The sequence below is a fragment of the Sulfitobacter sp. 1A13368 genome (assembly GCF_043557275.1).
Classification (GTDB): domain Bacteria; phylum Pseudomonadota; class Alphaproteobacteria; order Rhodobacterales; family Rhodobacteraceae; genus Sulfitobacter; species Sulfitobacter faviae.
Genome location: NZ_JBIFFR010000003.1, coordinates 40628 through 63354, shown reverse-complemented (window position 1 = coordinate 63354; position 22727 = coordinate 40628). Strand labels below are relative to the sequence as shown.

The following is a 22727-nucleotide window of genomic DNA, read 5'->3' as shown; positions in this document are numbered from 1 at the left end:
GGCCTTGGGCGGTCTTTGTCATGCGATTTGCACTGACGTGGGGCTTGCGTTGTGCTGAACTCGGATCGTGGCTAAGAAGATCCCTAAGCAGAAGAAAGGTAATGTCGTGACGAGAAAGAACCGTATCACCTCTGAAGAGGCGCTTGCCTTTCACCTCGAACCGACACCCGGCAAGTTCGAGATCTCGGCCACCGTGCCGATGACCACACAGCGTGACCTGAGCCTTGCCTATTCCCCAGGTGTGGCCGTCCCTTGTGAGGCCATCGCCGAAAGCCCCGAGACAGCCTATGACTACACCAACAAGGGCAATCTGGTCGCCGTGATCTCAAACGGGACGGCGGTGTTGGGGCTTGGCAATCTCGGCGCGCTGGCCTCCAAACCGGTGATGGAAGGCAAGGCGGTTCTGTTCAAGCGCTTCGCGGATGTGAACTCCATCGACATCGAGCTTGATACCGAGGACACCGAGGCTTTCATCAACGCCTGCAAGCTGATGGGGCCGACCTTCGGCGGGATCAACCTCGAAGACATCAAGGCGCCCGAGTGTTTCATTATTGAGCAGCGCCTGAAGGAAGAGATGGACATTCCCGTCTTCCACGACGACCAGCACGGCACGGCGGTGATCTGTGCCGCCGGGCTGATCAACGCGTTGCACCTCTCGGGCAAGAAGATCGAGGACGTGAAGATTGTGCTCAACGGCGCGGGGGCGGCGGGCATCGCCTGTTTGGAACTGCTCAAGGCGATGGGCGCGAAACACGACAACTGCATCATGTGCGACACCAAGGGTGTGATCTATCAGGGTCGCACCGAGGGCATGAACCAGTGGAAATCGGCCCATGCCGCCAATACCGAACTGCGCACGCTCGAAGAGGCGATGAAGGGCGCGGATGTCTTCCTCGGCGTCTCGGTCAAGGGGGCGGTGACGCCTGCGATGGTGGCCTCGATGGCCGACAACCCGGTGATCTTCGCCATGGCCAACCCGGACCCGGAGATCACGCCCGAAGAGGCGCATGAGGTCCGCATGGACGCCATCGTCGCCACCGGGCGCTCGGACTACCCGAACCAGGTTAACAACGTGCTGGGCTTTCCCTATCTTTTCCGCGGCGCGCTCGACATCCATGCCCGGGCCATCAACGACGAGATGAAGATCGCCTGCGCCCATGCGCTGGCGCAACTGGCGCGCGAGGATGTGCCAGACGAGGTGGCGCTGGCCTATGGCCGCACGCTGAGCTTTGGCCGCGACTACATCATTCCCACGCCTTTCGACCCGCGCCTCATCCACCGCATTCCGCCCGCCGTGGCCAAGGCGGGCATGGACACCGGGGCCGCGCGGCGCCCGATCATCGACATGGACGCCTACGAGGTCGGGCTGAAGTCGCGGATGGACCCGACGGCGAGCATCCTGCGCGGCATCAACGCCCGCGCCCGGGCCAATCAGGCGCGGATGATCTTTGCCGAGGGGGACGATCCCAAGGTGCTGCGCGCGGCGGTCATGTACCAGCGCGCAGGCTTGGGCAAGGCGCTGGTGGTGGGCCGGGAGGACGACGTGCGCGCCAAGCTCGAAGAAGCAGGCATGGCCGACGCGGTGCGCGAGTTGGAGGTGGTGAACGCCGCCAACACCCAGCATCTGGCGACCTACAAAGACTTTCTTTATGGCCGTTTGCAGCGCAAGGGGTTCGACCGCAAGGACATCCACCGCCTCGCCTCGCGCGACCGCCATGTCTTTGCCGCACTGATGCTGGCGCATGGTCATGGCGACGGTCTGGTGACCGGGGCGACCCGCAAGTCGGCGCATGTCTTGGAGCGGCTCAACCACGTCTTCGATGCCAATGCCGAGGCCGGGGCCGCGGGCATCACCGCGTTGCTGCACAAGGGGCGCATCGTCTTTATCGCCGACACCTTGGTGCATGAATGGCCCGATGAGAACGATCTGGCGAATATCGCCGAAAGCGGCGCGCGCGTGGCGCGGCATCTTGGGCTGGAGCCTCGGGTCGCCTTCGTCAGCTTCTCGACCTTCGGCTATCCCGTGTCGGAACGCGCCGAGAAGATGCACCTCGCGCCCGAGGTGTTGGATCAGCGCGGGGTGGATTTCGAATATGAGGGTGAGATGACCGTCGACGTGGCGCTGAACGCGGCCAGTCAGGCGAATTATCCGTTCTCGCGGCTGACGGGGCCTGCGAACATCCTCGTGGTGCCAGCGCGGCACTCGGCCAGCATCTCGGTCAAGCTGATGCAGGAGATGGCGGGGGCGACGGTGATCGGGCCGATCCTTACGGGCCTCGATAAGTCGATTCAGATCTGCTCTTCCACCTCGACGGCGAATGACATCCTTAACATGGCCATTCTCGCGGCCTGTAAGGTGGGCTGATGATCTGGAACCTCGGCTCTATCAACGCGGATAACTTCTATCTGCTGCCCCATCTGCCGGGACCGGGAGAGACCATTTCAGCCCGTGATTTTCGGCAGGGGCTGGGTGGGAAGGGGGCCAATATGTCGGTCGCCGCCGCCCGGGCCGGGACGCGGGTGATGCATGTCGGCGCGTTGGGCGCCGATGGCGGTTGGGCGCTGGAACGGCTTTTGGAATATGGGGTCGAAACGGCGCATATCACCTTGATGGAGGGCGTGACCGGTCACGCCAACATTGCCGTCGATCTGGGGGGGGAGAACAATATCGTCATCTTCCCCGGCACCAATCACGAGATCACCGACGAGATGATCGGGGCCGCGCTGAGCGAGGCTTCCTCGGGCGATTGGCTGTTGATGCAGAATGAAACCAACGGGCAGCGGTTCGCGGCGCGAACGGCGAAAACTCTAGGCCTGCGACTGGCCTATGCCGCAGCCCCTTTCGATGCGGATGCGGTGACGGCGATCCTCGAACAGATCGACCTATTGGTGCTGAACGAGGTCGAGGCGGCGCAGCTACGGGCCGCGACGGGGGGCGAGCTGCGGCAGCTGCCGATCGACGACATCGTGGTGACGCTGGGGGCGGGGGGCTGTGAATGGGTCTCTAACAAGGCACATCTGGTCGAAAGCTTCCCCGCCTATCAAGTCGATGCGGTGGATACGACCGGCGCGGGCGATACTTTCACCGGCTATCTGCTGGCCGGGTTGGACCGGGGGATGACCATGCCGCAGGCGATTGAACTGGCCATGCGCGCCGGGGCCTTGATGGTCACGCGTCATGGCACGGCGGATGTGATCCCCGATCTGAAAGAGATCCGGGATCACGATTTTCGCAGCTAGGCTTTTGGAGCGCGGTTACTTCACGAAGGGGGCCGCGCTGCCCCAAAGCTGTTTCACGCGGGCGTCACGGCCACAGCCCTTGCGGTAGCGTTTGTAGGCGACCGATTTTTTCACAGCCACGCCGACACTGCTGAACGCCAGCCGGTCGCTGCTTTTGTAGTAGTCCTGGTGATAATCATCGGCCGGGTAAAAGGGCGCATCGCCAAGGATCGGCGTCACGACCTTGGTCCCAAGGGCGGCCTGCGCTTCTGCCTTGGCAGCCTCTGCCGCGCTTTTCTGGGCGGGGCTGCCCGCGAAAATCGCGGTCCGGTAGCTTTCGCCCCGGTCACAGAATTGCCCGCCTGCATCTGTTGGGTCAATCGAGCGGAAGAAGAGATCAAGCAGTGTCTTGCGGCTGACCACATCCGGGTCGAATTGGATCTGCACCGCTTCGTAATGGCCGGTGTTGCCGCCGGTGACTTCTTTGTAGGTCGGGTTCTTGGTGCGGCCCCCGGCAAAGCCCGAGATGGCCTCTTTCACGCCTTTGACGGATTCGAAATCGGCTTCGACGCACCAGAAGCAGCCGCCCGCTACAGTCAGCACCTCGGTCTCCGCTGCCGCCGCAGGTCGGTTCTGCGCGGCGAGGCCCAGAGTGATCGCAAGGGTCAGGATGGCGGGTTTGAACATTGATTTTTGGAACATTTCGGTCCTCCTCAGGCCTAGGCTTGCCGCTGGGGCGGAGATAGCGCAAGGCCGGGGCGGGGAAAGTCACGCTCTGGTGAAGGCAATTTACCACTTGGCGCGCGGGCGCGTTCTTTCTAGCGTTCCGGGTGAAACGGCAATGGGAGAAGCCTTTCATGCGTATTGCGATGTGGTCAGGGCCACGCAATCTCAGCACTGCGATGATGTATAGTTTCGGAGCGCGTGCGGATTTCACCTCGATGGATGAGCCGTTCTACGCGGCTTATCTCAAGGCGACGGGGCTGGATCATCCAATGCGCGACGCGGTTCTGGCGGCGCAAGAGCAAGACCCCGCGCTTGTGCCTATTGGCTTTGTGCAAGACGGCACCCGGCATCTTTATATGAAACATATGGCGCAGCATATGATCGACAGTTTCCCGCTCGATTGGGCCGAGGATTGCATGAACATCCACCTGATCCGCCATCCCGCCCGGGTGATCGCAAGCTATGCGGAAAAGCGCGAAGCGCCCCGTTTGGCGGATATCGGATTTGACCGGCAAGTCATGCTCTTCGAACGGTTGGGCGGACTTGTCATCGACAGCGGTGATATCCGCGCGGATCCGGAGGGGATGCTGCGCAGGCTTTGCGCCGCCATCGACTTGCCCTTTGATCCTGCGATGCTGCATTGGCCCGCCGGGCGGCGGGCCGAGGATGGGGTTTGGGCGCCGCATTGGTATGGGGCGATCCATCGCAGCACCGGTTTCGCGGGGCCGGAGGGGGAACTGCCCGAGCTTAAAGGAGCAGAGGCGGAAGTTCTGGAGGCCGCCATGCCCTACTATGAGCGGCTGTTTGCGGAACGTCTGAAAAATTCCTGAAGACCGCGAAACTATTTCGCGGGGCTGTCGTGACTACGGTGCTATTTCAAACGGAGGGAAAACCAGATGAAAAAATTTGCAAGCACCGCAATCGCCCTGTCCATGATCGCCGGTGGCGCATGGGCGGATGCCCATGCAATGGCCATGGTCGAAGCCTCGGGTCAGGATGTATCGAATGGCGTCGTCACTGCCGATAAGGTGATGGCGGGCGAGAATGGCTGGCTGGTTGTGCACCGCACCGACGCCGACATGAAGCCCGGCCCCGTGGTCGGCTATGCGCCGCTGCGCGCGGGTGAGAACATGGATGTCGTCGCGATCCTGCAAGAGGACGTAGCTTCGGGCGACATGCTAATGTTGATGGTGCATTCCGAAGATGGTGGCATGAAAACCGGCGTGTTCGAATATACGTTGGGCGCCAAGGAAGACGGGCCGATCAAACCGAATGGGGAGCTGGTGATGACGGTTGTCACTGCCGATTGATCCGGTAGGCGGCTCAGAGAAAGGCCCGGGCGGGAGCGTCCGGGCCTTTTGCGTTTCTATCTGGGGCTGGCCGCCGGGGGCGCTGCCCCCGGACCCCCGTGGTATTTGAGAAAGGATGAAGGGGGATTGGGGTCCCGTGCTTCAGCCTTTGCTGCGTTTGTCGCGGGCGGCGAGGAGTTTGAGGCGCAGGGCGTTTAGTTGGATGAAGCCTGCGGCGTCTTTCTGGTCGTAGGCGCCAGCGTCGTCTTCGAAGGTCACATGGGCCTCGGAGTAGAGGCTGTGATCGGACCAGCGACCGACGGTGCGGACATGGCCTTTGTAGAGCTTGAGGCGCACGGTGCCGGTGACATGGGTTTGGCTCGCGTCGATGGCGGCTTGCAGCATGGTCCGTTCGGGGCTGTACCAGAAGCCGTTGTAGATAAGCTCGGCGTATTTCGGCATCAGCTCGTCCTTGAGGTGCATGGCGCCGCGGTCGAGGGTAATGGATTCGATGCCGCGGTGCGCTTCCAAGAGCAAAGTGCCGCCCGGGGTCTCGTAGATGCCGCGGGACTTCATGCCGACGAAACGGCCTTCGACCAGATCGAGGCGGCCGCAGCCGTGTTTGCCGCCAAGTTCGTTGAGCTTGGTGAGGATCGTGGCGGGGGACATGGCTTCGCCGTTGATGCTGACCGCATCGCCGCGCTCGAATCCAATCTCGACGTATTCGGGCGTGTCGGGGGCGTCTTCGGGGTTCACGGTGCGCTGGTAGACGTAGTCGGGCGCGTCGACCGCCGGGTCTTCGAGCACCTTACCTTCGGAGGAGGTGTGCAGCAAGTTGGCGTCGACCGAGAAGGGCGCTTCGCCGCGCTTGTCCTTGGCGATTGGGATCTGGTTCTGCTCGGCGAAGGCCAGAAGCTTGGTGCGGCTCGACAGGTCCCATTCGCGCCAGGGGGCGATGACCTTGATGTCGGGGTTCAGCGCATAGGCGGCCAGCTCGAAGCGGACCTGATCGTTGCCCTTGCCGGTGGCGCCGTGGGCGACGGCATCGGCGCCGGTTTCTTCGGCGATCTCGACCAGACGCTTAGAGATCAGCGGGCGGGCGATGGATGTGCCGAGGAGGTAGAGACCTTCATAGACCGCATTGGCGCGGAACATTGGGAAGACGAAGTCGCGGACGAATTCCTCACGCACGTCTTCGATGTAGATGTTCTCAGGCGCGATGCCCATCATCTCGGCCTTTTTGCGGGCCGGTTCCAGCTCTTCGCCTTGGCCGAGATCGGCGGTGAAGGTCACCACCTCGCAGCCATATTCGGTTTGCAGCCATTTGAGGATGATCGAGGTATCGAGGCCGCCGGAATAGGCAAGCACGACTTTCTTGGGCGCGGACATGACGGGTTTCCTTTCAAGTTCGCCCTGCGAGGTAGCGGTTTTCGCGGGCGCGGGCAAGATTGAAGCCCGCGTTGACCTATGCTGGCTGCGCGCCTATCGACGAACGGCAGCAAGGAGAGCACAGATGGCGGATGAATTTGCACGAAAAGCACAGGCGGCGGCAGAGGCGCTGCGGGCATTGTTCCCGGCGACACCGCTTTTGCGCAATGAACATCTGTCGGAGCGATTTGGCGCGGATATCTGGTTGAAGCGCGAGGATCTGAGCCCGGTGCGCTCCTACAAGCTGCGCGGGGCCTTCAATGCGATGCGCAAGGTGATCCCGGGGCAGGGGGTTTTCGTCTGTGCCTCTGCCGGGAACCATGCGCAGGGGGTGGCTTTTGCTTGTAGTCATTTCGGGGTGCGCGGCGTGATCTTCATGCCGGTGACGACGCCGCAGCAGAAGGTGCAGAAGACCCGCATGTTCGGCGGTAAGAATGTCGAGATCCGGCTGGTGGGGGATTATTTTGACGCCACGCTGGCCGCAGCGCAGGATTTCTGTCGGGAGGAGGGGGCGCATTTTCTGTCGCCCTTCGATGATGACGACGTGATCGAGGGGCAGGCTTCGGTCGCGGTGGAGATTGCCGCGCAGTTGGGCCGGGTGCCCGACCGGGTAATCTTGCCGGTGGGCGGCGGCGGGCTGTCTTCGGGGGTGGTCAGCTATTTCGGGGATGCCTGCGACTATACATTCGTCGAACCCGCCGGTGCGCCGAGCCTTGCGCGGGCGTTGGAAGCCGGGGCGCCGGTTGATGTTTCTCCGATCGACAACTTTGTCGATGGTGCTGCGGTGGCCAAGATCGGCGCGCGGACCTTTGAGCGTTTGCGCGGGGTGAACCCGGCGGATGTGGTGCATCTGCCTGAGGACCGGATCTGCGTGACGATCAACGAGATGTTGAATGTCGAAGGCATCGTGTTGGAGCCGGCAGGCGCGCTATCGATCGATGCGCTCGGTGAGGTGGCCGATCAGATTGTGGGCAAGACGGTGGTTTGCGTGGCCTCGGGGGGTAATTTCGATTTCGAGCGTTTGCCGGAGGTCAAGGAGCGGGCGCAGCGCTATTCGGGTGTGAAGAAATATTTCATCCTGCGCATGCCGCAGCGGCCCGGGGCGTTGAAGGAATTCCTGATGCTGCTGGGGCCGGAGGATGACATTTGCCGCTTTGAGTATTTGAAAAAATCGGCGCGAAACTTTGGCTCGGTCCTGATCGGGATCGAGACGCGGCGGCCTGAAAATTTCAAACCGTTTCTCGAGCAGTTGGGGCAATCGGGCTTTACCTATACGGATATCACCAACGACGAAACCTTGGCGCAGTTCGTTCTGTAGGGGCGGAAGACCGGAAGGATTCACCTTCTGGAAAGGCTTGGTAGGCTAACTCGACAGGGTCTGTCAGGATCGTGTCGCATGAAATTGGATATCCCCAGCCTTTCCGAAGCAGTGGCGACACCTGCTGTGGCGTCCTTGGTTTTGGTGGTCGAGGGGGATGAGACCCGGCGGGCCTGTCTTTCGACCGCGCTGAAGGGATGGGGGTATGAGGTGGTCTCTGCCGCCTCGGAAGCCGAGGCGTTGGCCCTTTGCGCGCAGGGGTGGCCTGATATCGTACTTTGCAGTGGGGCGATATCGGGGCTCGATTTTTGCCGGGCTTTTCGGGAGCTTTCGCAAGGGCGCGGCAGTTATGTCATTCTGTTGGCCGATAGTCAGGAGGGGGTGGACTGCACCCTTGATGCGGGGGCTGATGATGTTCTGATACGGCCCGCCGGTCTGCCGGAGCTACGCGCGCGTCTAATGGCGGGGGCGCGTTTTCTGGCCATGCAGCGGGAGCTGACGCAGAAAAACCAGCTGACTACCGAGACTTTGGATATTCTGCGGCAGGTGCATGCGCGGATCGACAAGGATTTGGTCGAGGCGAAGAAATTCCAGCAATCGCTGCTCCGGGAGCGTTATCGCGCCATGGAGGGGGGCAATCTGTCGATGATGCTGCGCTCTGCCGGGCATGTTGGCGGGGATTTGGTGGGGTATTTCCCGGTGCGGCCGGGGGTCGTGGGGCTGTTTGGCTTGGATGTGTCTGGGCATGGGATCAGTTCGGCCCTGATGACGGCGCGGCTGGCGGGGTATCTGTCGGCGGCCACGCCGGATCAGAACCTTGCGCTTACGCTTTTGCCCGGGGGGACCTACGCGGCGCGACCACCGGGCGAAGTGATTGCGGAACTGAACGATCTTGTTCTTCATGAGATGGAGACGGAGCATTATTTCACCCTGATGCTCGCGATTGCGGATCTCACGTCTGGGGAGGTCACTGTCGCGCAGGCGGGGCATCCGCATCCCGCCTTGCTGCGCTCGGATGGGCGGGTCGAACAGTCGGGCACCGGGGGCTTCCCTGTCGGGCTGCTTTCTGGAGTCGGGTTCGAGGACTATAAGCTTCAGATGGCGCCGGGGGATCGTTTGTTGGTCCTATCTGATGGGGTGACGGAATGCCCCGATCCGGGGGGGGAGATGTTGGGCGAAGAGGGTTTGGCGCGCATGTTGGGCGAATTGCGCCGGTTCAGCGGCCCGGCGTTGCTGAGTGCGCTGGTTTGGAAGCTGTCGGAATTCGCTGCTAGCCGCGATTTCCCCGATGATGTCTCGGGGATATTGCTTGAGTATCACGGCAACGCCTAGCGCAGGTGGCGTTGCAGGAACAGACGATCGCCTTCATTGGTGAGGGTTGCCAGCGCCTCGCTGGCCGATAGCACCAGCGTGGCGTGATGCGGCTCTGTCGGGGCGGCGATTTGGCGCACGGGATGGGCGACATAGACGTGGCAGATCTTCTGCGCCCAGAGGTCGTAATCCTTCATATAGGTAAAGCGGCGGAAGGCTCCCAACCGGCGCGGGCGGGCGATGCGCCAGCCGGTTTCCTCCAGCACCTCGCGGTGCAGCGCTTGAAGCGGGGATTCCCCCGCCTCGATACCGCCGCCGGGCAGTTGCACCTCGGTCTCCTCCGCCATTTCCAGCGTCATCAGAAAGCGGCGTTGCAGCGGCAGAATGGCATAGACGCCGGGTCGCGGCGTGTAGCGTTGGCTGGGCTGTGGTGTCTCACCTGTACGTCGGATCATATGCTGCCCCTTTTTCCATGGGTTGCTGCGCCTATATAGACGCGGTATGCCAAGCGGCCCCCGATAAGGAAACCCGATGACCCAAGGAACTAAAATCGCGTGGGACGATACCGTTCTGCCCTTTCAGCTTGATGATGTCGACATGCGCGGCCGCGTGGCGCGGCTTGATGGCGTGTTGGAAGGCATCCTGAAACAGCACGACTATCCGCCGCAGGTCGAAGCGCTGGTGGCCGAGATGGCGTTGCTGACCGCATTGATCGGCCAGACGATCAAACTGCGTTGGAAGCTGTCGCTGCAAGTGCAGTCCAAAGGTGCCGTTCGGATGATCGCGACCGATTACTACGGCCCCGAGAAGGAAGGCGAGCCTGCGCGCATCCGCGCCTATGCCAGCTATGATGCGGACCGGCTGACCGATGACGCCCCGTTCGAGCAGGTCGGCGAAGGCTATTTTGCGATCATGATCGACCAAGGCCAAGGCATGACCCCCTATCAGGGCATCACGCCGCTGGCCGGTGGGTCTCTGGCCGCCTGTGCCGAAGCCTATTTCGCCCAGTCCGAACAGTTGCCGACCCGCTTTTCCCTGAGCTTTGGCAAATCGTCCGGCCCGGATGAGCCGGAGCATTGGCGCGCCGGTGGCATCATGTTGCAGCATATGCCCAAAGGCTCGCCGTTGGCGGCCTCGGGCGAGGGGAGCGGTGATATCCTCAAGGCCGATGACTTGGTCGAGGGCGATGAGGCCGAGGATTGGAACCGGGTGAACATCCTGCTCGGCACCGTTGAGGATTTGGAGCTGATCGGCCCCAGCGTTCCGCCGACCGATCTGCTGCTGCGATTGTTTCACGAGGAACAACCGCGGGTCTATGACCCCCAGCCGGTGCGTTTCGGCTGTACCTGTTCCGAAGACCGCGTGCGGCAAAGCCTGTCGATCTACTCGGCCCGTGATATCGAAAAGATGACTACGGACGAAGGTCGGGTTACCGCCGATTGCCAATTCTGCGGCGCGCATTACGACCTTGATCCGGCCACGGTCGGTTTCGACGCCAAGGCCTAAGGTGAGCGACCGGTTCCAGACCTTTCGTGAGGCGCTTGCCCAGACCGGGGTGGAATCCTCTGATTTCGATTTGAACCCAGAGGTTACCCTCCCCGAGGGGCGTGCCCTGCGCCCTGCGGGGGTGCTGGCCCCGGTGGTGGATACCGGTGCGCGGCTGGAACTGATCCTGACCAAACGGTCTTCGGCGTTAAAACATCACCCCGGGCAGATCGCCTTTCCGGGGGGCAAGCAAGACGGCGGGGATGCGGATGTCATCGCTGCCGCCCTGCGCGAAGCCCGCGAAGAGATTGGCCTGCCGAGCGATAGCGTGGATGTCTTGGGCGTGCTTCCGGCTCATGAGACGGTCACCGGCTTTAGCGTGACCCCCGTGATCGGCCATGTGACGCGCGATTTCACCGTGGTGTCAGAACCCGGCGAGGTCGAAGAGGTGTTTCGCGTGCCGCTCGACCATGTACTCGACCCCAGCAACTACCTTGTCCATTCCCGGCGTTGGCGCGGCCAGCGGCGGTATTATTACGCCGTTCCCTACGGCCCCTATTACATCTGGGGCGCGACCGCGCGTATGTTGCGGGCATGGGCGACACGAATGAACCAATGATTCCGACCGGCACGCGCTGGCTACATGACGAAGACGCACAGCGGGTTTGCCGCGTGGTGCAGGATGGCGGGCATCCTATCTATTTCGTCGGCGGCTGCGTGCGCGATGCTCTGCTGGGACTGCCAGACAGCGACGTGGACCTTTCTACCGAGGCGACGCCTGAAACGGTGATGGCGCTGGCTAAGGCCGCCGGGGTCAAGGCCGTGCCGACAGGGATCGACCATGGCACGGTGACGCTGGTCTCGGGAGGCAAACCTTTTGAGATCACCACCTTTCGCCGCGATGTAGAAACTGATGGCCGCCGGGCTGTCGTCGCCTTTTCCACCGATATCGCCGACGATGCGCGTCGTCGGGATTTCACGATGAACGCGCTCTATGCCACGCCCGAGGGCCGTGTGATCGACCCCTTGGGCGGGCTGCCCGACCTGCGCGCGCGCCGGTTGCGTTTCATCGAGGACGCAGGTCAGCGTATCCGCGAAGATTACCTGCGCACCCTGCGCTATTTCCGCTTCATGGCGTGGTATGGTGACGTTGAAGTGGGGCCAGAGCCTGAGGCACTGGATGCCATCGCGTCGAATTTGGATGGGCTCGAGACGCTCTCGGCGGAACGTGTGGGGCAGGAGTTCAAAAAACTCCTCCGCGCGCCTGATCCTGCCCCCGCACTGGCTCTGATGCGGCAAACCGGTGCTTTGCCCGTGCTTTTACCGGGGAGTGATGACCGTTGGATTTCCCTGCTGGTCCATTTCGAACAAGAGCTTGGCCTTGATCCCGATTGGCTGGTGCGTCTGGCCGCGCTGGGCGGGGAGGGTTTGACCGACCGTCTGCGGTTGAGCAAAGCAGAGGCCAAACATCTCACCATGCTGCAAGAGCAGGGCTTCGCAGGGCCACCATTGCCTGAGCTTGCCTATCGTCATGGGGCGGATGTGGCCATTGGCGCGGCTTTGCTGCGGGGCTGTATGGCGGAACAGATGCCCGAAACCGCCATGTTAGAGACAATAAAAACCGCCGCGGCGGCTCGGTTTCCAGTAACGGCCAAAGACCTGATGCCCGCGTTCAAAGGCCCGGCCTTGGGCCAAGAGCTTGCCCGGCTGGAGCAGCTTTGGGTCGACTCCGGCTTCACCTTGACCCGGGCGGACCTATTGGCGCGGCGCAGCTAGGTCGACTCGCGGGGAAATTCGTCTATCCAAAGCCCATTACAAGGGAGATGGGCGAAATGTACCTCGGGATCTGGTTCAGCTAAGCTGGCATAACCATTGCCCCTTTGCGGCTCTACTCTTGGGCGGTGCCGAACATTTTGCACGTCTGTTTTTCAAGGTCTCCCCATGTTTCGCTTTTTTGAAAACCTCGTCGATCCCTATGTCTCCTATCGCGAGAAGGACGTGCCGCCCCAAGGGCTCTGGCCCTTCCTGCGGGACTATGCGCAGCCGTTCAAAAAGGTATTTGCCCTCGCCGGGCTGATGGCAATCCTCGTCGCCGCGATTGAGGTTGGCCTGATCTACTACATGGGCCGCATCGTCGATCTGCTGGGCAGCGATCCTGCGCAGATGTGGGCGGAACATGGGACCGAGCTGATCCTCGTGGCGCTGGCCGTGCTGTTGCTGCGGCCCATGGTGCAGGCGGTCGATGTGATGCTTTTGAACAATGCGATCTTGCCGAACTTCGGCACGTTGATCCGTTGGCGGGCGCATCGCCATGTCTTGCGGCAATCCGTGGGCTGGTTCGAGAATGACTTCGCCGGGCGTATCGCCAACCGGATTATGCAGACCCCACCAGCAGCGGGGGAGGTGGTCTTTCAGGTCTTTGACGCGATCTCTTATTCGCTGGCCTATATGATCGGCGCGGCGATCCTGCTCTCTACCTCGGATATCCGTTTGTTAGTGCCGCTTTTGGGGTGGTTCATCCTCTATGGCGGCTTGGTGGCTTGGACGATCAAACGGGTCGGCCCTGCGTCCAAAGCGGCGTCGGACGCGCGGTCGCAGGTGACGGGGCGTGTGGTGGATGCCTATACCAATATCCATTCGGTCAAGATGTTCGCGCATCATGATCTGGAGGTCGATTTCGCGGGCGAGGCCATCGAAGAGGCGCGGCGCACGTTTCAAGGTGAGATGCGTATCTTCACCATCATGGATGTGGTGCTCACCCTTCTCAACGGCATGTTGATCGTGGGCGTCGTCGGCTGGGCCTTGGTGTTGTGGATGGGCGCGGAGGCAAGCGTCGGTGTCGTCGCCGCTGCCGCCGCGCTGGCGCTGCGGCTTAACTCCATGACCGGCTGGATCATGTGGGCGCTGTCGAGCTTTTTCCGCGAATTGGGTGTCGTTGCCGAAGGGATGGAGACCATTGCCCAGCCCCTCGCCCTCACCGACCGCCGCGATGCGCCGCCGCTGAAACTCACCGATGGGCGGATTGAAATGGCGGGGCTGAGCCATCACTACGGGCGCGATAGCGGCGGGGTTCAGGACATCAATATCACCGTGCAGCCGGGCGAGAGGATTGGCCTTGTGGGCCGCTCGGGCGCGGGAAAATCGACCCTCGTGAAGCTGATACTGCGATTCTACGACGCCGAAACGGGCGAAATCCGGATCGACGGGCAGGACATCGCACAGGTCCGGCAAGAGAGTTTGCGGCGGCATATCGGTATGGTGCAGCAGGATTCCTCGCTGCTGCATCGCTCGGTGCGCGAGAATATTCTCTATGGCCGTCCCGACGCCAGCGAGGCCGAAATGATCGCGGCGGCGAAACAGGCGCAGGCGCATGAGTTTATCCTCGATCTGACCGATCCTGAAGGGCGCGCGGGCTATGACGCGCGGGTGGGTGAGCGGGGCGTGAAACTGTCCGGTGGGCAACGGCAGCGGATCACGCTGGCGCGGGTGATCCTCAAGGACGCGCCGATCTTGTTGCTGGATGAGGCGACAAGCGCGCTCGACAGTGAGGTGGAGGCCGTCATTCAGGAAGCGCTCTATGGCATGATGGCGGGCAAGACCGTCATCGCCATCGCGCACAGGCTGTCGACGATTGCCGAGATGGACCGAATTCTGGTTCTGGATCAGGGCCGTATCGTCGAAGAGGGCAGCCATGACGCGCTTTTGCAGAAAGCTGGCCTATATGCAGCTTTCTGGCACCGTCAGTCGGGCGGTTTTCTCGCATTGGATGAAAAAACGTGAGCATTTCGAACTGGATCAACCCGTTTCGCCCCGCCGAGGGGCCGCCACCGCAGACCCTCTGGGCCTTCATCCGCTGGTGCCTTGCAGGCGCTTGGCCGGTGCTCTGGCTCGCCGCCTTTCTATCTGCCGCCGCTGGCGCGATGGAGGCGGGCACAGCGTGGATTTTGGGCAAGGTGATCGATGCCACGGTCAGCGCGGGGCCGGAGCGGTTTTTTGAGGGCAGCAGTCTGGTTCTGGTCTTGGGCGCGATTGCGTTTTTCCTTGTGGCGCGTCCCGTGCTGTTTGGCCTCTCCTCGGCCTCCAACGCGATCATGGTGCAACCCAATGTAAACCCGCTGGTGTTGTCGCGGCTGCACCGTTGGACGCTGGGGCAGAACGTCAATTTTTTTGACGAAGACTTCGCCGGGCGCATTGCGCAAAAGCAGATGCAGGCCGCGCGGGCGGTGACGGATGTGGCCGCCGAGGTGATCAACGTGGTGGCCTTTGCGCTTGCCTCTCTGGCGGGGTCGGTCGCCTTGCTTTTGGCGATCGACTGGCGTGTGGCGGTTGGGTTTTCCGTCTGGCTGGTGATGTATCTGGCGCTGATCAACTGGTTCTTGCCGCGCGTGCGCAAACGGGCCGCGGGACGGGCCGGGGCGCGGGCGATGGTGTCGGGGCAGGTGGTCGATACGATCACCAACATCAAGACGGTGAAGCTTTTCGCCCATGCCGATCACGAAGACCGCGCGGCACTTTCCGCGATGCAGAGCTTCCGTGCCCGGGCCTTGGAGTTCGGCTATCTCGCCGCCGGGTTCCGTCTGGCGCTGATGAGCCTTGCGGGGCTTTTGCCGGTTCTGTTGCTGGGCGGGACGATCCTGCTGTGGCAGCGCGGATTGGCAAGCGAGGGCGATATCGTCGCCTCCGGCGCCATCGCGATCCGCATCGCGCAGATGACCGGCTGGGTGTCTTTCACGCTGATGGCGATTTATTCCAACATCGGTGAGGTCGAAGACGGCATGCGGACCCTGACGCCGCGTGTGAGGCTGGACGATGGGCCTGATGCAAAGGATCTGGTCGTTGAGGCGGGGCAGATCGAACTGCGGGATCTCGGCTTTGCCTATGGCCGCCAAACGGGTGGGATCGACCGGATTTCACTGACCATCAGGCCGGGTGAGAAGCTGGGCATCGTCGGTGCTTCGGGGGCGGGGAAATCGACCCTCGTGGCGCTGCTGTTGCGGCTCTATGAACCGGAGCAGGGCAAAATATTGATCGACGGGGTGGATACTACGACGGTGACCCAAGAGAGTCTGCGGCGCAATATCGGCATGGTCACGCAGGAGACGGCGATGTTCAACCGCTCCGCGCGGGACAACATCCTGTATGGCCGCCCCGATGCGACCGAGGCCGAGGTCATTGCCGCCGCCGAACGCGCCGAGGCGCATGAGTTCATTCAGCAACTAGAAGATCACAAAGGTCGCCACGGCTATGACGCGCATTTGGGGGAGCGTGGGGTGAAGCTTTCCGGCGGCCAGCGCCAGCGCATCGCTTTGGCCCGCGCCATCCTGAAAGACGCGCCGATACTGGTGCTGGACGAGGCGACGAGCGCCCTTGATAGCGAGGTGGAGGCCGCCATTCAGCAAACCCTAGACCGTGTGATGGAGGGCAAAACCGTGCTGGCCATCGCCCACCGCCTGTCGACCCTGACCGAGATGGACCGCATCATGGTGCTGGACGCAGGTCGCATTGCAGAGATTGGCAGCCATGCCGATTTGCTTGCCCAAGACGGGCTTTATGCGCGCTATTGGCATCGGCAGTCGGGCGGGTTTCTGGATGTGAAGGCGGCGGAATAGGCTTTCCCAGTCGCCTTTGGCGCGCTATGGGCAGGCTATGACTGAACATGAAATCTTGCGTCTTGGCCACCACGGCGATGGCATCGCCGAAGGTCCGATCTTTGCCCCGATGACCCTGCCGGGGGAAACCGTCACCGGCGTTGTCGACGGGCAGCAGCTTCGCGATGTGCGGATCGTCACCCCCTCCGACCAGCGGGTCGCACCGCCCTGTCGCCATTTCAAATCCTGCGGCGGCTGCCAGTTGCAGCATGCCACGGATGATTTCGTGGCGGCTTGGAAGGTCGATGTGGTGCGCAATGCGCTTTCGGCTCATGGGTTAGAGACAGAATTTCGCCCCATCCAAACCTCCCAAGCGCAATCGCGCCGCAGGGCGACCTTTGCCGCGCGGCGGACGAAAAAGGGCGCCATGGCGGGCTTTCATGGCCGCGCCTCTGACGTGCTGATCGAGGTGCCGGGCTGTCAGTTGGTCGATCCCGCCTTGCTGCCGGGGCTGAAGGTCGCCGAAGAACTCGCGCTGATCGGCGCCAGCCGAAAGGCCGAATTGGCCGTCACGGTCACCCTGTCGGAAGAGGGGCTGGACGTCTCTGTCGCCAATGGCAAAGCGCTCGACGGGCCGCTGCGCCAGCAATTGGCGCAGGCTTGTGAGGCTCTATCTCTGGCTCGGCTGACATGGGATGGCGAGGTGATCGCGATGCGCGCGCCGCCCGTACAGCGCTTTGGCGATGCGCCGGTCACGCCGCCGCCGGGCGCCTTCTTGCAGGCCACCCGTCATGGCGAATCGTCCCTGCTCGACGCGGTCAGGGATGCGGTGGGCGAGGCCGAGGTTGTGGCCGATCTTTTCGCGGGCTGCGGCACCTTTGCCCTGCCCTTGGCGCAGCAGGCGCGGGTGCATGCGGTGGAGGGCGATGCCGAGATGATCGCCGCGCTGGAAGGGGGCTGGCGTCGGGCCAAGGGGGCCAAGCCGCTCTCTGCCGAGGCACGCGACCTGTTTCGCCGACCGCTCCTTCCGGATGAACTGGCCAAGATCGATGCCGTGGTGCTCGACCCGCCCCGCGCGGGGGCCGAAGCGCAGGTGGCCGAGATCATCCGCGCCGAGGTGCCGCGCGTGGCCTATGTCTCTTGCAATCCGGTGAGCTTTGCCCGCGATGTGCAGAACATGGTCGCGGCAGGCTATCGGCTGGACTGGGTGCAGGTGGTCGACCAGTTCCGCTGGTCGTCCCATGTGGAACTCGCCGCCTGTCTGACCCTGCCTGAAAGCTGAGCCACGGCCCCATATGACGCCGCGGATCACTGCTTTTTGAGTGAAATTAATCCCTCTCTATGGTATCGCGGATAAAAAGGGCCGGAATGGCCGGGGCGTTGAGGGCACAGTGATGAAACGCAGGACGATGATACTTGGCGGCACCGCTATGGTGGCGCTTGGCGCGTGCAGTAGCAGTAAGTTCAAACGCTACACCGGTCCCGAAGTGACCTATGTGGTTGTGAACAAAAGCCAACGCCGCATGATGCTGTTGCACCATAACCGCGTGCTCGAAGATTACCGGATCAAGCTGGGCTTCGCTCCGGTGGGCCACAAAGCCTTTGAGGGGGATGGTCGCACGCCCGAAGGGCTGTACCGAATCGACCGTCGCAATCCGAACAGCCGTTTCCACCTTTCCGTCGGGATCGATTACCCGAATGCGCGCGATATCGAAAACGCCCGCGCCATGGGCAAAAGCCCAGGGGGCGATATCTTTATCCACGGGCAGAAAGACCCGCGGAAGAAGGAAAAGCACGATTGGACGTGGGGCTGTATCGCGGTCACCAATAAGGAAATCGAGGATGTCTACGCGATGGTGCGCGATGGCACGCCGATCCTGATTACACCTTAAGGCTCGGCCAAAACGACACCGGCCCCCGCAGGGGCCGGATCAAACGCTCGTTCAGTGAAAGATCAGTTGCCGACGACCAGCGTCCACCAGATCTTGCCACCGTTTTCCTGATGCCATGCGAAACCCATCTGGCGGCCATCGGGGGCCATCAAGATGCGGCGCGTGTCGGGTTGCTCCATCCATGCGGCGAGGGTCTCAAGCTCGGTCTCATAGGTTTCCGAGATCACCTCGCCAACCAGACCGCCAGTGTAGCCCACGCGCTGAATGCGATCGATGGGCGAGGACCCGTCAGAGCCGAAATGCCAGGGGCGGTTTTGCACCGCCATATCGCGCGAATGGGTGGCGGCAGCGGCGTTCAGCTTGGCATCCAGCGCCAGCGGCGTCACTCCGGCAGAGCTGCGCAGCGCATTGACGGAGTCGAGCATGCGGAATTGGATCGTACCCGCGTCGGAGCGGCTGATGCGGTAGGTGCCGCCAGCTTTGCCGCTGGTCGTGCTGGACGGGGTACAGGCAGATAGCGCAACCGTCAGCGCCAGTAGAATGGACAGGATACGGATCATATGAGCGCTCCACGCAATGAAGTTTTTTCTGCCTTACATCGGGGCGCGTTGCAGTTCAAACGCACATAGGCATGACTCTGCCGTGCAGTCCCGGTTTCAATTGAAACTGCGTCTTTCGAGCCATATAATTGGCATTAATTAGCATAATTTCAGTTTTGGAGACGCTCCATGTCCGCTCACCGTTTTTCGATCAAGAGCCGCCGTGGCTTCCTTGCTGGCAGCGCCGCGATGCTTGCCACACCCGCGCTGGCGCAAAGCACCTCTTCCTTCAACTCCACCGCCACGACCGAGACGGAGCGTGACCTGACCGAAGCGGTCAAGCGCAATGTCTCAAGTTTCCGGATGCTGGATTGGCGCCCCTATTTCAGCAACACGCGCAATGGCGCGGTGCTGGTCGATATCGACAGCCGGGCGGTGCACTACTGGTCTGAGGATCAGAGCGTTTACAAACTCTACCCCTCTTCGGTGCCGCTGACCGAAGACCTCACGCGCCGTGGCCGGACCCGTGTCATCAAAAAGGTCGAGGGGCCAAGCTGGCGTCCCACGCCGTCGATGCTCAAGCGCAATCCCGAATGGCCGCCCTATGTCGGCCCCGGCCCGGACAACCCTCTGGGCACCCATGCGCTGTACCTCAGCTGGACTTACTATCGTATCCACGGAACCCACGACACAAGAAAAATTGGTCGTAAGTCTTCCAATGGTTGCATCGGGCTCTATAACGAACATATCGCCGAACTTTTTGCCCTGACAAAGGTCGGCACGCAGGTGTTGCTTATTTGACGACATCCCCCTGATTCCTTGATGCAATAGCTGATTCCGGGTTTGCAAACTTTTGCCGATACTGTTTAGAACAGGATTACGAGGTAAGTCTTGGGTGCGTGTATGTATATGATACAGCACGCCTATTCTGGAGGTTATGTTATGAAGAAACTCGTTCTCGCCGCTGCTCTGTCCGCTGCTGCATCGACTGCTTTTGCTGGTTCGCTGGCCGAGCCGATCGTAGAAGCACCGGTCATCGTGGAAGAAACAACAGGTTCGTCCTCGGGCATCCTGGTTCCCCTGATCCTGCTGGCTCTTGTTGCCGCAGCTGTTGCTTCCGACTAATCGGAACTGACGATAAAACGGAAAAGGCGGTGCAATGCACCGCCTTTTTTGTTTTCTGCGCAAAGTTCTAAAAAAGGGGCCGCCGCAGCGACCCCAAGGCGGGGGCTTAGTCCAGCCAGCCGCCCAAGTTCTCGGTAATGATTGTGGTCAGCGTTTCGATATGCGCCGCATCGTCGTTCAGGCAGGGAATATAGGTGAAATCCTCGCCGCCTGCCTCTTCAAAGCTTTCTTTGATCTCTTCGTTGATCTCTTCCAGCGTTTCGATGCAATCGGCCGAGAAGGCAGGCGCGCAGACGGCGATGCTTTTCTTGCCCGCCTTGGCCTGACGCGCGACCTCTTCAACCGTATAGGGCTGCAGCCATTCCTCCGGGCCGAACTGCGACTGGAAGGTCGTGATGATCTCACTGTCCTGCCAGCCCAAACGCTCTTTCAGCAGGCGCGTCGTTTTCTGACATTGGCAGTGGTAGGGGTCGCCCTCCATCAGATAGCGCTGCGGCAGACCGTGGTAGGAGCAGACCAGCAGATCGGGCTTCTTGTCCTTCGCGGCATAGGCCCGCTCAACCGATTGCGCCAGCGCTTCGATATAGTCGGGCCGGTCGAAATAGGGGGCCACGGTGCGCGAAGCGGGTTGCCATTTTTCCTTCGCCAGAGCGGCAAAGAAAGCGTCATTCGCGGTTGCGGTCGTCGCCCCGGCATATTGCGGATAAAGCGGGAAAAACAAGATCTTCTGGCATCCAGCGGCGACCATCGCCTCGACCTTGGAGCGGGTCGACGGGTTGCCATAGCGCATGGCGTAATCGACCATCACATCGGCCCCGTAGCGCGCCTCAAGCGCCGCTTTGATCTTGGCGGTTTGCGATTTGGTGATCGTTGCCAGCGGGCTTTCGTTCTCGGCCTCGTTCCAGATGGACTTATAGGCCGCGCCGCTGGCAAAGGGGCGTTTGGTGAGGATCACCGTCTGCAACAGCGGTTGCCATTTCCACGGGCTGTAGTCGATCACCCGGCGGTCCGAAAGGAACTCGCTCAGGTAACGGCGCATCGACCAATAGTCATAGCCATCCGGCGTGCCAAGGTTGGCGAGCAGAACACCAACCTTGGGACGCGGGACTTTGGGGTGATCGCCGGGGCCGTGTTCGGGCCGGGTGGCGTCGGCTTGGGCGGATTGGGGCTGGGCTGCCTGCATGGGGGTTTCCTCGCATATCATCCGCGCAGAGATAGCCGCTTTGCCGATTGGGTCAATCGGGGAGGGGTTCCTCGCGACTATTCAGCGCATCTGCCAGCCGTTGCTGCGCTGATCCAGGGCGCAAAGGTTTCTGCTGGCTTTCGTCCGGTGCCCAACCGGCAAGGAAGATCATGTCGAAAGTCGCCATGATCCGGCCCGAGGCGGCGGTGAAATGCGTGGCGTAAAGCTCAGCCGCGCGGGTCAGCACGGCGCGGCCCGTGGGGCGGCGCAGGCGGGCTTGCAGGGCGTTGGTCTCTCCCATTTCGCGCAGATCACGCATCAGGGCCCATGCGTCATCATATTCCACGGTCAGCGGTTGGCTATCGGCCACGGGCAGGGCCAGCCCGGCGCGTTGCAGCAGCGCGCCCAGATCGCGCAGCTCTCCCATCGGGGCGATGCGGGGCGACAGGCCGCCGGTCACTTCGGCTTCGGCCTGCCCAAGGCAGGCGCGCAACTCATGCAGGGTTTGCCCGCCAAGCGCCACGGCCTGTAACAGCCCGTCAGGGCGCAGCGCGCGGCGGCATTGGATCAACTGGCCAATGGGGTCATTCGCCCAATGCAGCCCCATGGCGTGGATCACCAGATCATGCGCCTGCGGTTCCAGTGCCAGCACCTCGGCCTCGGCGACGATCTTAGCCTTAGGGAACGCCTCTGCCCAGATTTGGGGGAAGGCGGTCACGATGGCCGGTGCGGTAAACGTTTTCTTAACCAAACTCAGCCGATCCTGAACCTCATCGGCGGCTGCCTGTTGCAGGAACATGCCCCGCGCCGTCGCGCGGGCGCGGTGCTGGGCGAGGGCCTTGGGGTCGGTCAGGGTGGGCTGTGCTGTCATGGGGAACACATAGAATGCCGCCACGGGGACTTCAAACAGCAGTGTCGCTTATCTACCCGCCGCGTTGTCTGGGCTGCGGGGGGCTTGTCGATGCGGATTTCGGCCTGTGCGGCGCCTGCTGGCGCGATACGGCCTTCATCGGGGGAACGGTCTGCGATGCCTGCGGCGTGCCCCTGCCCGGCGGCGGGGATGTGAGTTCACCCCATTGTGATGCCTGTCTTGCTACGCCGCGGCCTTGGGCGCAGGGGCGCACGGCGCTCATCTACCGCGATATGGGGCGAAGGCTGGTTCTGGCGCTGAAACATAGCGACCGGCAAGAGATCGCCCGCCCCGCGGCCCGCTGGATGGCGCAGGCGGCCCAAGGCATCCTGCCGCAAGAGGCGCTGATCGCGCCGGTGCCGCTGCATTGGCTGCGCTTGCTAAAACGGCGGTACAATCAATCGGCTCTGCTGGCCAAGGCGCTGTCGGCGGAAACCGGGCTCCGCTGGTGCCCCGATCTGTTGCAGCGGGTCCGGCATACGCCCTCGTTGGAGGGTTTGGGCCGTGCAGCCCGGTATCGCGTGTTGGAACAGGCGATCCGCGTGCATCCTCGGCGGCGGCACCGTATCATAACGCGACCGGTGATCTTGGTGGACGATGTCTTTACCTCCGGCGCCACATTGACCGCCTGCACGCAGGCTTGTCTGGCCGCCGGGTCCGGCCCCGTTTTCGTGCTGGCACTGGCGCGCGTGGCCAAAGAGACCTAGATCACTG

General features: G+C 62.1%; 22 protein-coding genes. 16 read left to right on the top strand and 6 right to left on the bottom strand.

All coding sequences use genetic code 11. The features are described from left to right. Nucleotides 1–106: 106 nt before the first annotated feature. Both ACGYK4_RS07360 and ACGYK4_RS07355 read left to right on the top strand, forming a co-directional pair. Nucleotides 107–2365, top strand: coding sequence for an NADP-dependent malic enzyme (locus ACGYK4_RS07360; RefSeq protein ID WP_209216896.1), 2259 nt, complete (start codon nucleotides 107–109; stop codon nucleotides 2363–2365). Continuing rightward, complete coding sequence (locus tag ACGYK4_RS07355) at nucleotides 2365–3240, top strand: ribokinase (protein WP_394455837.1); 876 nt, start codon at nucleotides 2365–2367, stop codon at nucleotides 3238–3240. The genes ACGYK4_RS07360 and ACGYK4_RS07355 overlap by 1 nt, the downstream gene beginning before the upstream one ends. A 15-nt stretch (nucleotides 3241–3255) precedes the next feature. On the opposite strand, the gene msrA is transcribed toward ACGYK4_RS07355, so the two are convergent. After that, the gene (gene msrA / locus ACGYK4_RS07350; protein ID WP_394430326.1) at nucleotides 3256–3921 is read right to left on the bottom strand and encodes a peptide-methionine (S)-S-oxide reductase MsrA; all 666 of its coding nucleotides are present in this window, start codon (nucleotides 3919–3921) and stop codon (nucleotides 3256–3258) included. A gap of 155 nt (nucleotides 3922–4076) precedes the next feature. Here msrA and ACGYK4_RS07345 point away from each other — a divergent pair, with 155 nt between their 5' ends. After that, nucleotides 4077–4775: an HAD family hydrolase gene (locus ACGYK4_RS07345; protein ID WP_394455835.1), complete on the top strand. Its 699-nt coding sequence runs from the start codon at nucleotides 4077–4079 to the stop codon at nucleotides 4773–4775. Between the two features lie 66 nt (nucleotides 4776–4841). Beyond that, nucleotides 4842–5255: a hypothetical protein gene (locus ACGYK4_RS07340; protein WP_067267884.1), complete on the top strand. Its 414-nt coding sequence runs from the start codon at nucleotides 4842–4844 to the stop codon at nucleotides 5253–5255. Nucleotides 5256–5396: 141 nt separating this feature from the next. Here the strand turns inward: ACGYK4_RS07340 and ACGYK4_RS07335 are convergent, their stop codons facing one another. Then, nucleotides 5397–6623, bottom strand: a complete 1227-nt coding sequence (locus ACGYK4_RS07335; protein ID WP_067267886.1) for an argininosuccinate synthase — start codon at nucleotides 6621–6623, stop codon at nucleotides 5397–5399. Nucleotides 6624–6747: 124 nt separating this feature from the next. Here ACGYK4_RS07335 and ilvA point away from each other — a divergent pair, with 124 nt between their 5' ends. Both ilvA and ACGYK4_RS07325 read left to right on the top strand, forming a co-directional pair. Beyond that, nucleotides 6748–7980 (top strand): threonine ammonia-lyase IlvA, encoded by a 1233-nt coding sequence (ilvA, locus tag ACGYK4_RS07330; protein ID WP_394430320.1) that lies wholly within the window; start codon nucleotides 6748–6750, stop codon nucleotides 7978–7980. 78 nt (nucleotides 7981–8058) lie between these two features. Further along, nucleotides 8059–9312: a SpoIIE family protein phosphatase gene (locus tag ACGYK4_RS07325; protein ID WP_394430318.1), complete on the top strand. Its 1254-nt coding sequence runs from the start codon at nucleotides 8059–8061 to the stop codon at nucleotides 9310–9312. Here ACGYK4_RS07325 and ACGYK4_RS07320 read toward each other — a convergent pair. Continuing rightward, entirely contained in the window at nucleotides 9309–9746 is a 438-nt protein-coding gene (locus ACGYK4_RS07320) for an NUDIX domain-containing protein (RefSeq protein WP_394430316.1), read from the bottom strand. The two genes, ACGYK4_RS07325 and ACGYK4_RS07320, sit on opposite strands and share 4 nt — an antisense overlap. Nucleotides 9747–9822: 76 nt before the next feature. On the opposite strand from ACGYK4_RS07320, the gene ACGYK4_RS07315 reads away from it, so the two are divergent. From ACGYK4_RS07315 to ACGYK4_RS07285, 7 genes are all read left to right on the top strand, one after another. Continuing rightward, nucleotides 9823–10797 (top strand): Hsp33 family molecular chaperone HslO, encoded by a 975-nt coding sequence (locus ACGYK4_RS07315; RefSeq protein ID WP_394430314.1) that lies wholly within the window; start codon nucleotides 9823–9825, stop codon nucleotides 10795–10797. A 1-nt stretch (nucleotide 10798) separates the two neighbouring features. Then, nucleotides 10799–11395 carry a CoA pyrophosphatase gene (locus ACGYK4_RS07310; protein WP_394430312.1) on the top strand — a complete coding sequence of 199 codons (597 nt, stop codon included), beginning with the start codon at nucleotides 10799–10801 and terminating at the stop codon, nucleotides 11393–11395. Further along, nucleotides 11392–12552 carry a CCA tRNA nucleotidyltransferase gene (locus ACGYK4_RS07305; RefSeq protein WP_394455834.1) on the top strand — a complete coding sequence of 387 codons (1161 nt, stop codon included), beginning with the start codon at nucleotides 11392–11394 and terminating at the stop codon, nucleotides 12550–12552. Before ACGYK4_RS07310 ends, ACGYK4_RS07305 begins: the two co-directional genes overlap by 4 nt. 165 nt (nucleotides 12553–12717) lie before the next feature. Further along, complete coding sequence (locus tag ACGYK4_RS07300; protein ID WP_394455833.1) at nucleotides 12718–14556, top strand: ABC transporter ATP-binding protein; 1839 nt, start codon at nucleotides 12718–12720, stop codon at nucleotides 14554–14556. Then, entirely contained in the window at nucleotides 14553–16385 is a 1833-nt protein-coding gene (locus ACGYK4_RS07295; protein WP_394455832.1) for an ABC transporter ATP-binding protein, read from the top strand. The genes ACGYK4_RS07300 and ACGYK4_RS07295 overlap by 4 nt, the downstream gene beginning before the upstream one ends. A 37-nt stretch (nucleotides 16386–16422) precedes the next feature. Then, nucleotides 16423–17646 carry a class I SAM-dependent RNA methyltransferase gene (locus ACGYK4_RS07290; RefSeq protein WP_394455831.1) on the top strand — a complete coding sequence of 408 codons (1224 nt, stop codon included), beginning with the start codon at nucleotides 16423–16425 and terminating at the stop codon, nucleotides 17644–17646. Nucleotides 17647–17758: 112 nt separating this feature from the next. Further along, nucleotides 17759–18256, top strand: a complete 498-nt coding sequence (locus ACGYK4_RS07285; protein WP_168612924.1) for a murein L,D-transpeptidase family protein — start codon at nucleotides 17759–17761, stop codon at nucleotides 18254–18256. Nucleotides 18257–18318: 62 nt separating this feature from the next. Here ACGYK4_RS07285 and ACGYK4_RS07280 read toward each other — a convergent pair whose 3' ends face one another. Beyond that, complete coding sequence (locus ACGYK4_RS07280; protein WP_394455830.1) at nucleotides 18319–18816, bottom strand: CAP domain-containing protein; 498 nt, start codon at nucleotides 18814–18816, stop codon at nucleotides 18319–18321. Nucleotides 18817–18984: 168 nt separating this feature from the next. Here ACGYK4_RS07280 and ACGYK4_RS07275 point away from each other — a divergent pair, with 168 nt between their 5' ends. Continuing rightward, the gene (locus tag ACGYK4_RS07275) at nucleotides 18985–19596 is read left to right on the top strand and encodes a L,D-transpeptidase (protein ID WP_271692654.1); all 612 of its coding nucleotides are present in this window, start codon (nucleotides 18985–18987) and stop codon (nucleotides 19594–19596) included. A gap of 141 nt (nucleotides 19597–19737) precedes the next feature. Then, nucleotides 19738–19920 carry a hypothetical protein gene (locus ACGYK4_RS07270; RefSeq protein WP_067261136.1) on the top strand — a complete coding sequence of 61 codons (183 nt, stop codon included), beginning with the start codon at nucleotides 19738–19740 and terminating at the stop codon, nucleotides 19918–19920. Between the two features lie 106 nt (nucleotides 19921–20026). Here ACGYK4_RS07270 and hemH read toward each other — a convergent pair whose 3' ends face one another. Next, nucleotides 20027–21103: a ferrochelatase gene (gene hemH, locus ACGYK4_RS07265; protein WP_067261125.1), complete on the bottom strand. Its 1077-nt coding sequence runs from the start codon at nucleotides 21101–21103 to the stop codon at nucleotides 20027–20029. A 52-nt stretch (nucleotides 21104–21155) separates the two neighbouring features. Continuing rightward, nucleotides 21156–21974: a methyltransferase domain-containing protein gene (locus tag ACGYK4_RS07260; protein ID WP_394455828.1), complete on the bottom strand. Its 819-nt coding sequence runs from the start codon at nucleotides 21972–21974 to the stop codon at nucleotides 21156–21158. Between the two features lie 14 nt (nucleotides 21975–21988). Here ACGYK4_RS07260 and ACGYK4_RS07255 point away from each other — a divergent pair, with 14 nt between their 5' ends. Then, nucleotides 21989–22720 carry a ComF family protein gene (locus tag ACGYK4_RS07255; RefSeq protein WP_394455826.1) on the top strand — a complete coding sequence of 244 codons (732 nt, stop codon included), beginning with the start codon at nucleotides 21989–21991 and terminating at the stop codon, nucleotides 22718–22720. The last annotated feature ends 7 nt before the right edge of the window (nucleotides 22721–22727 follow it).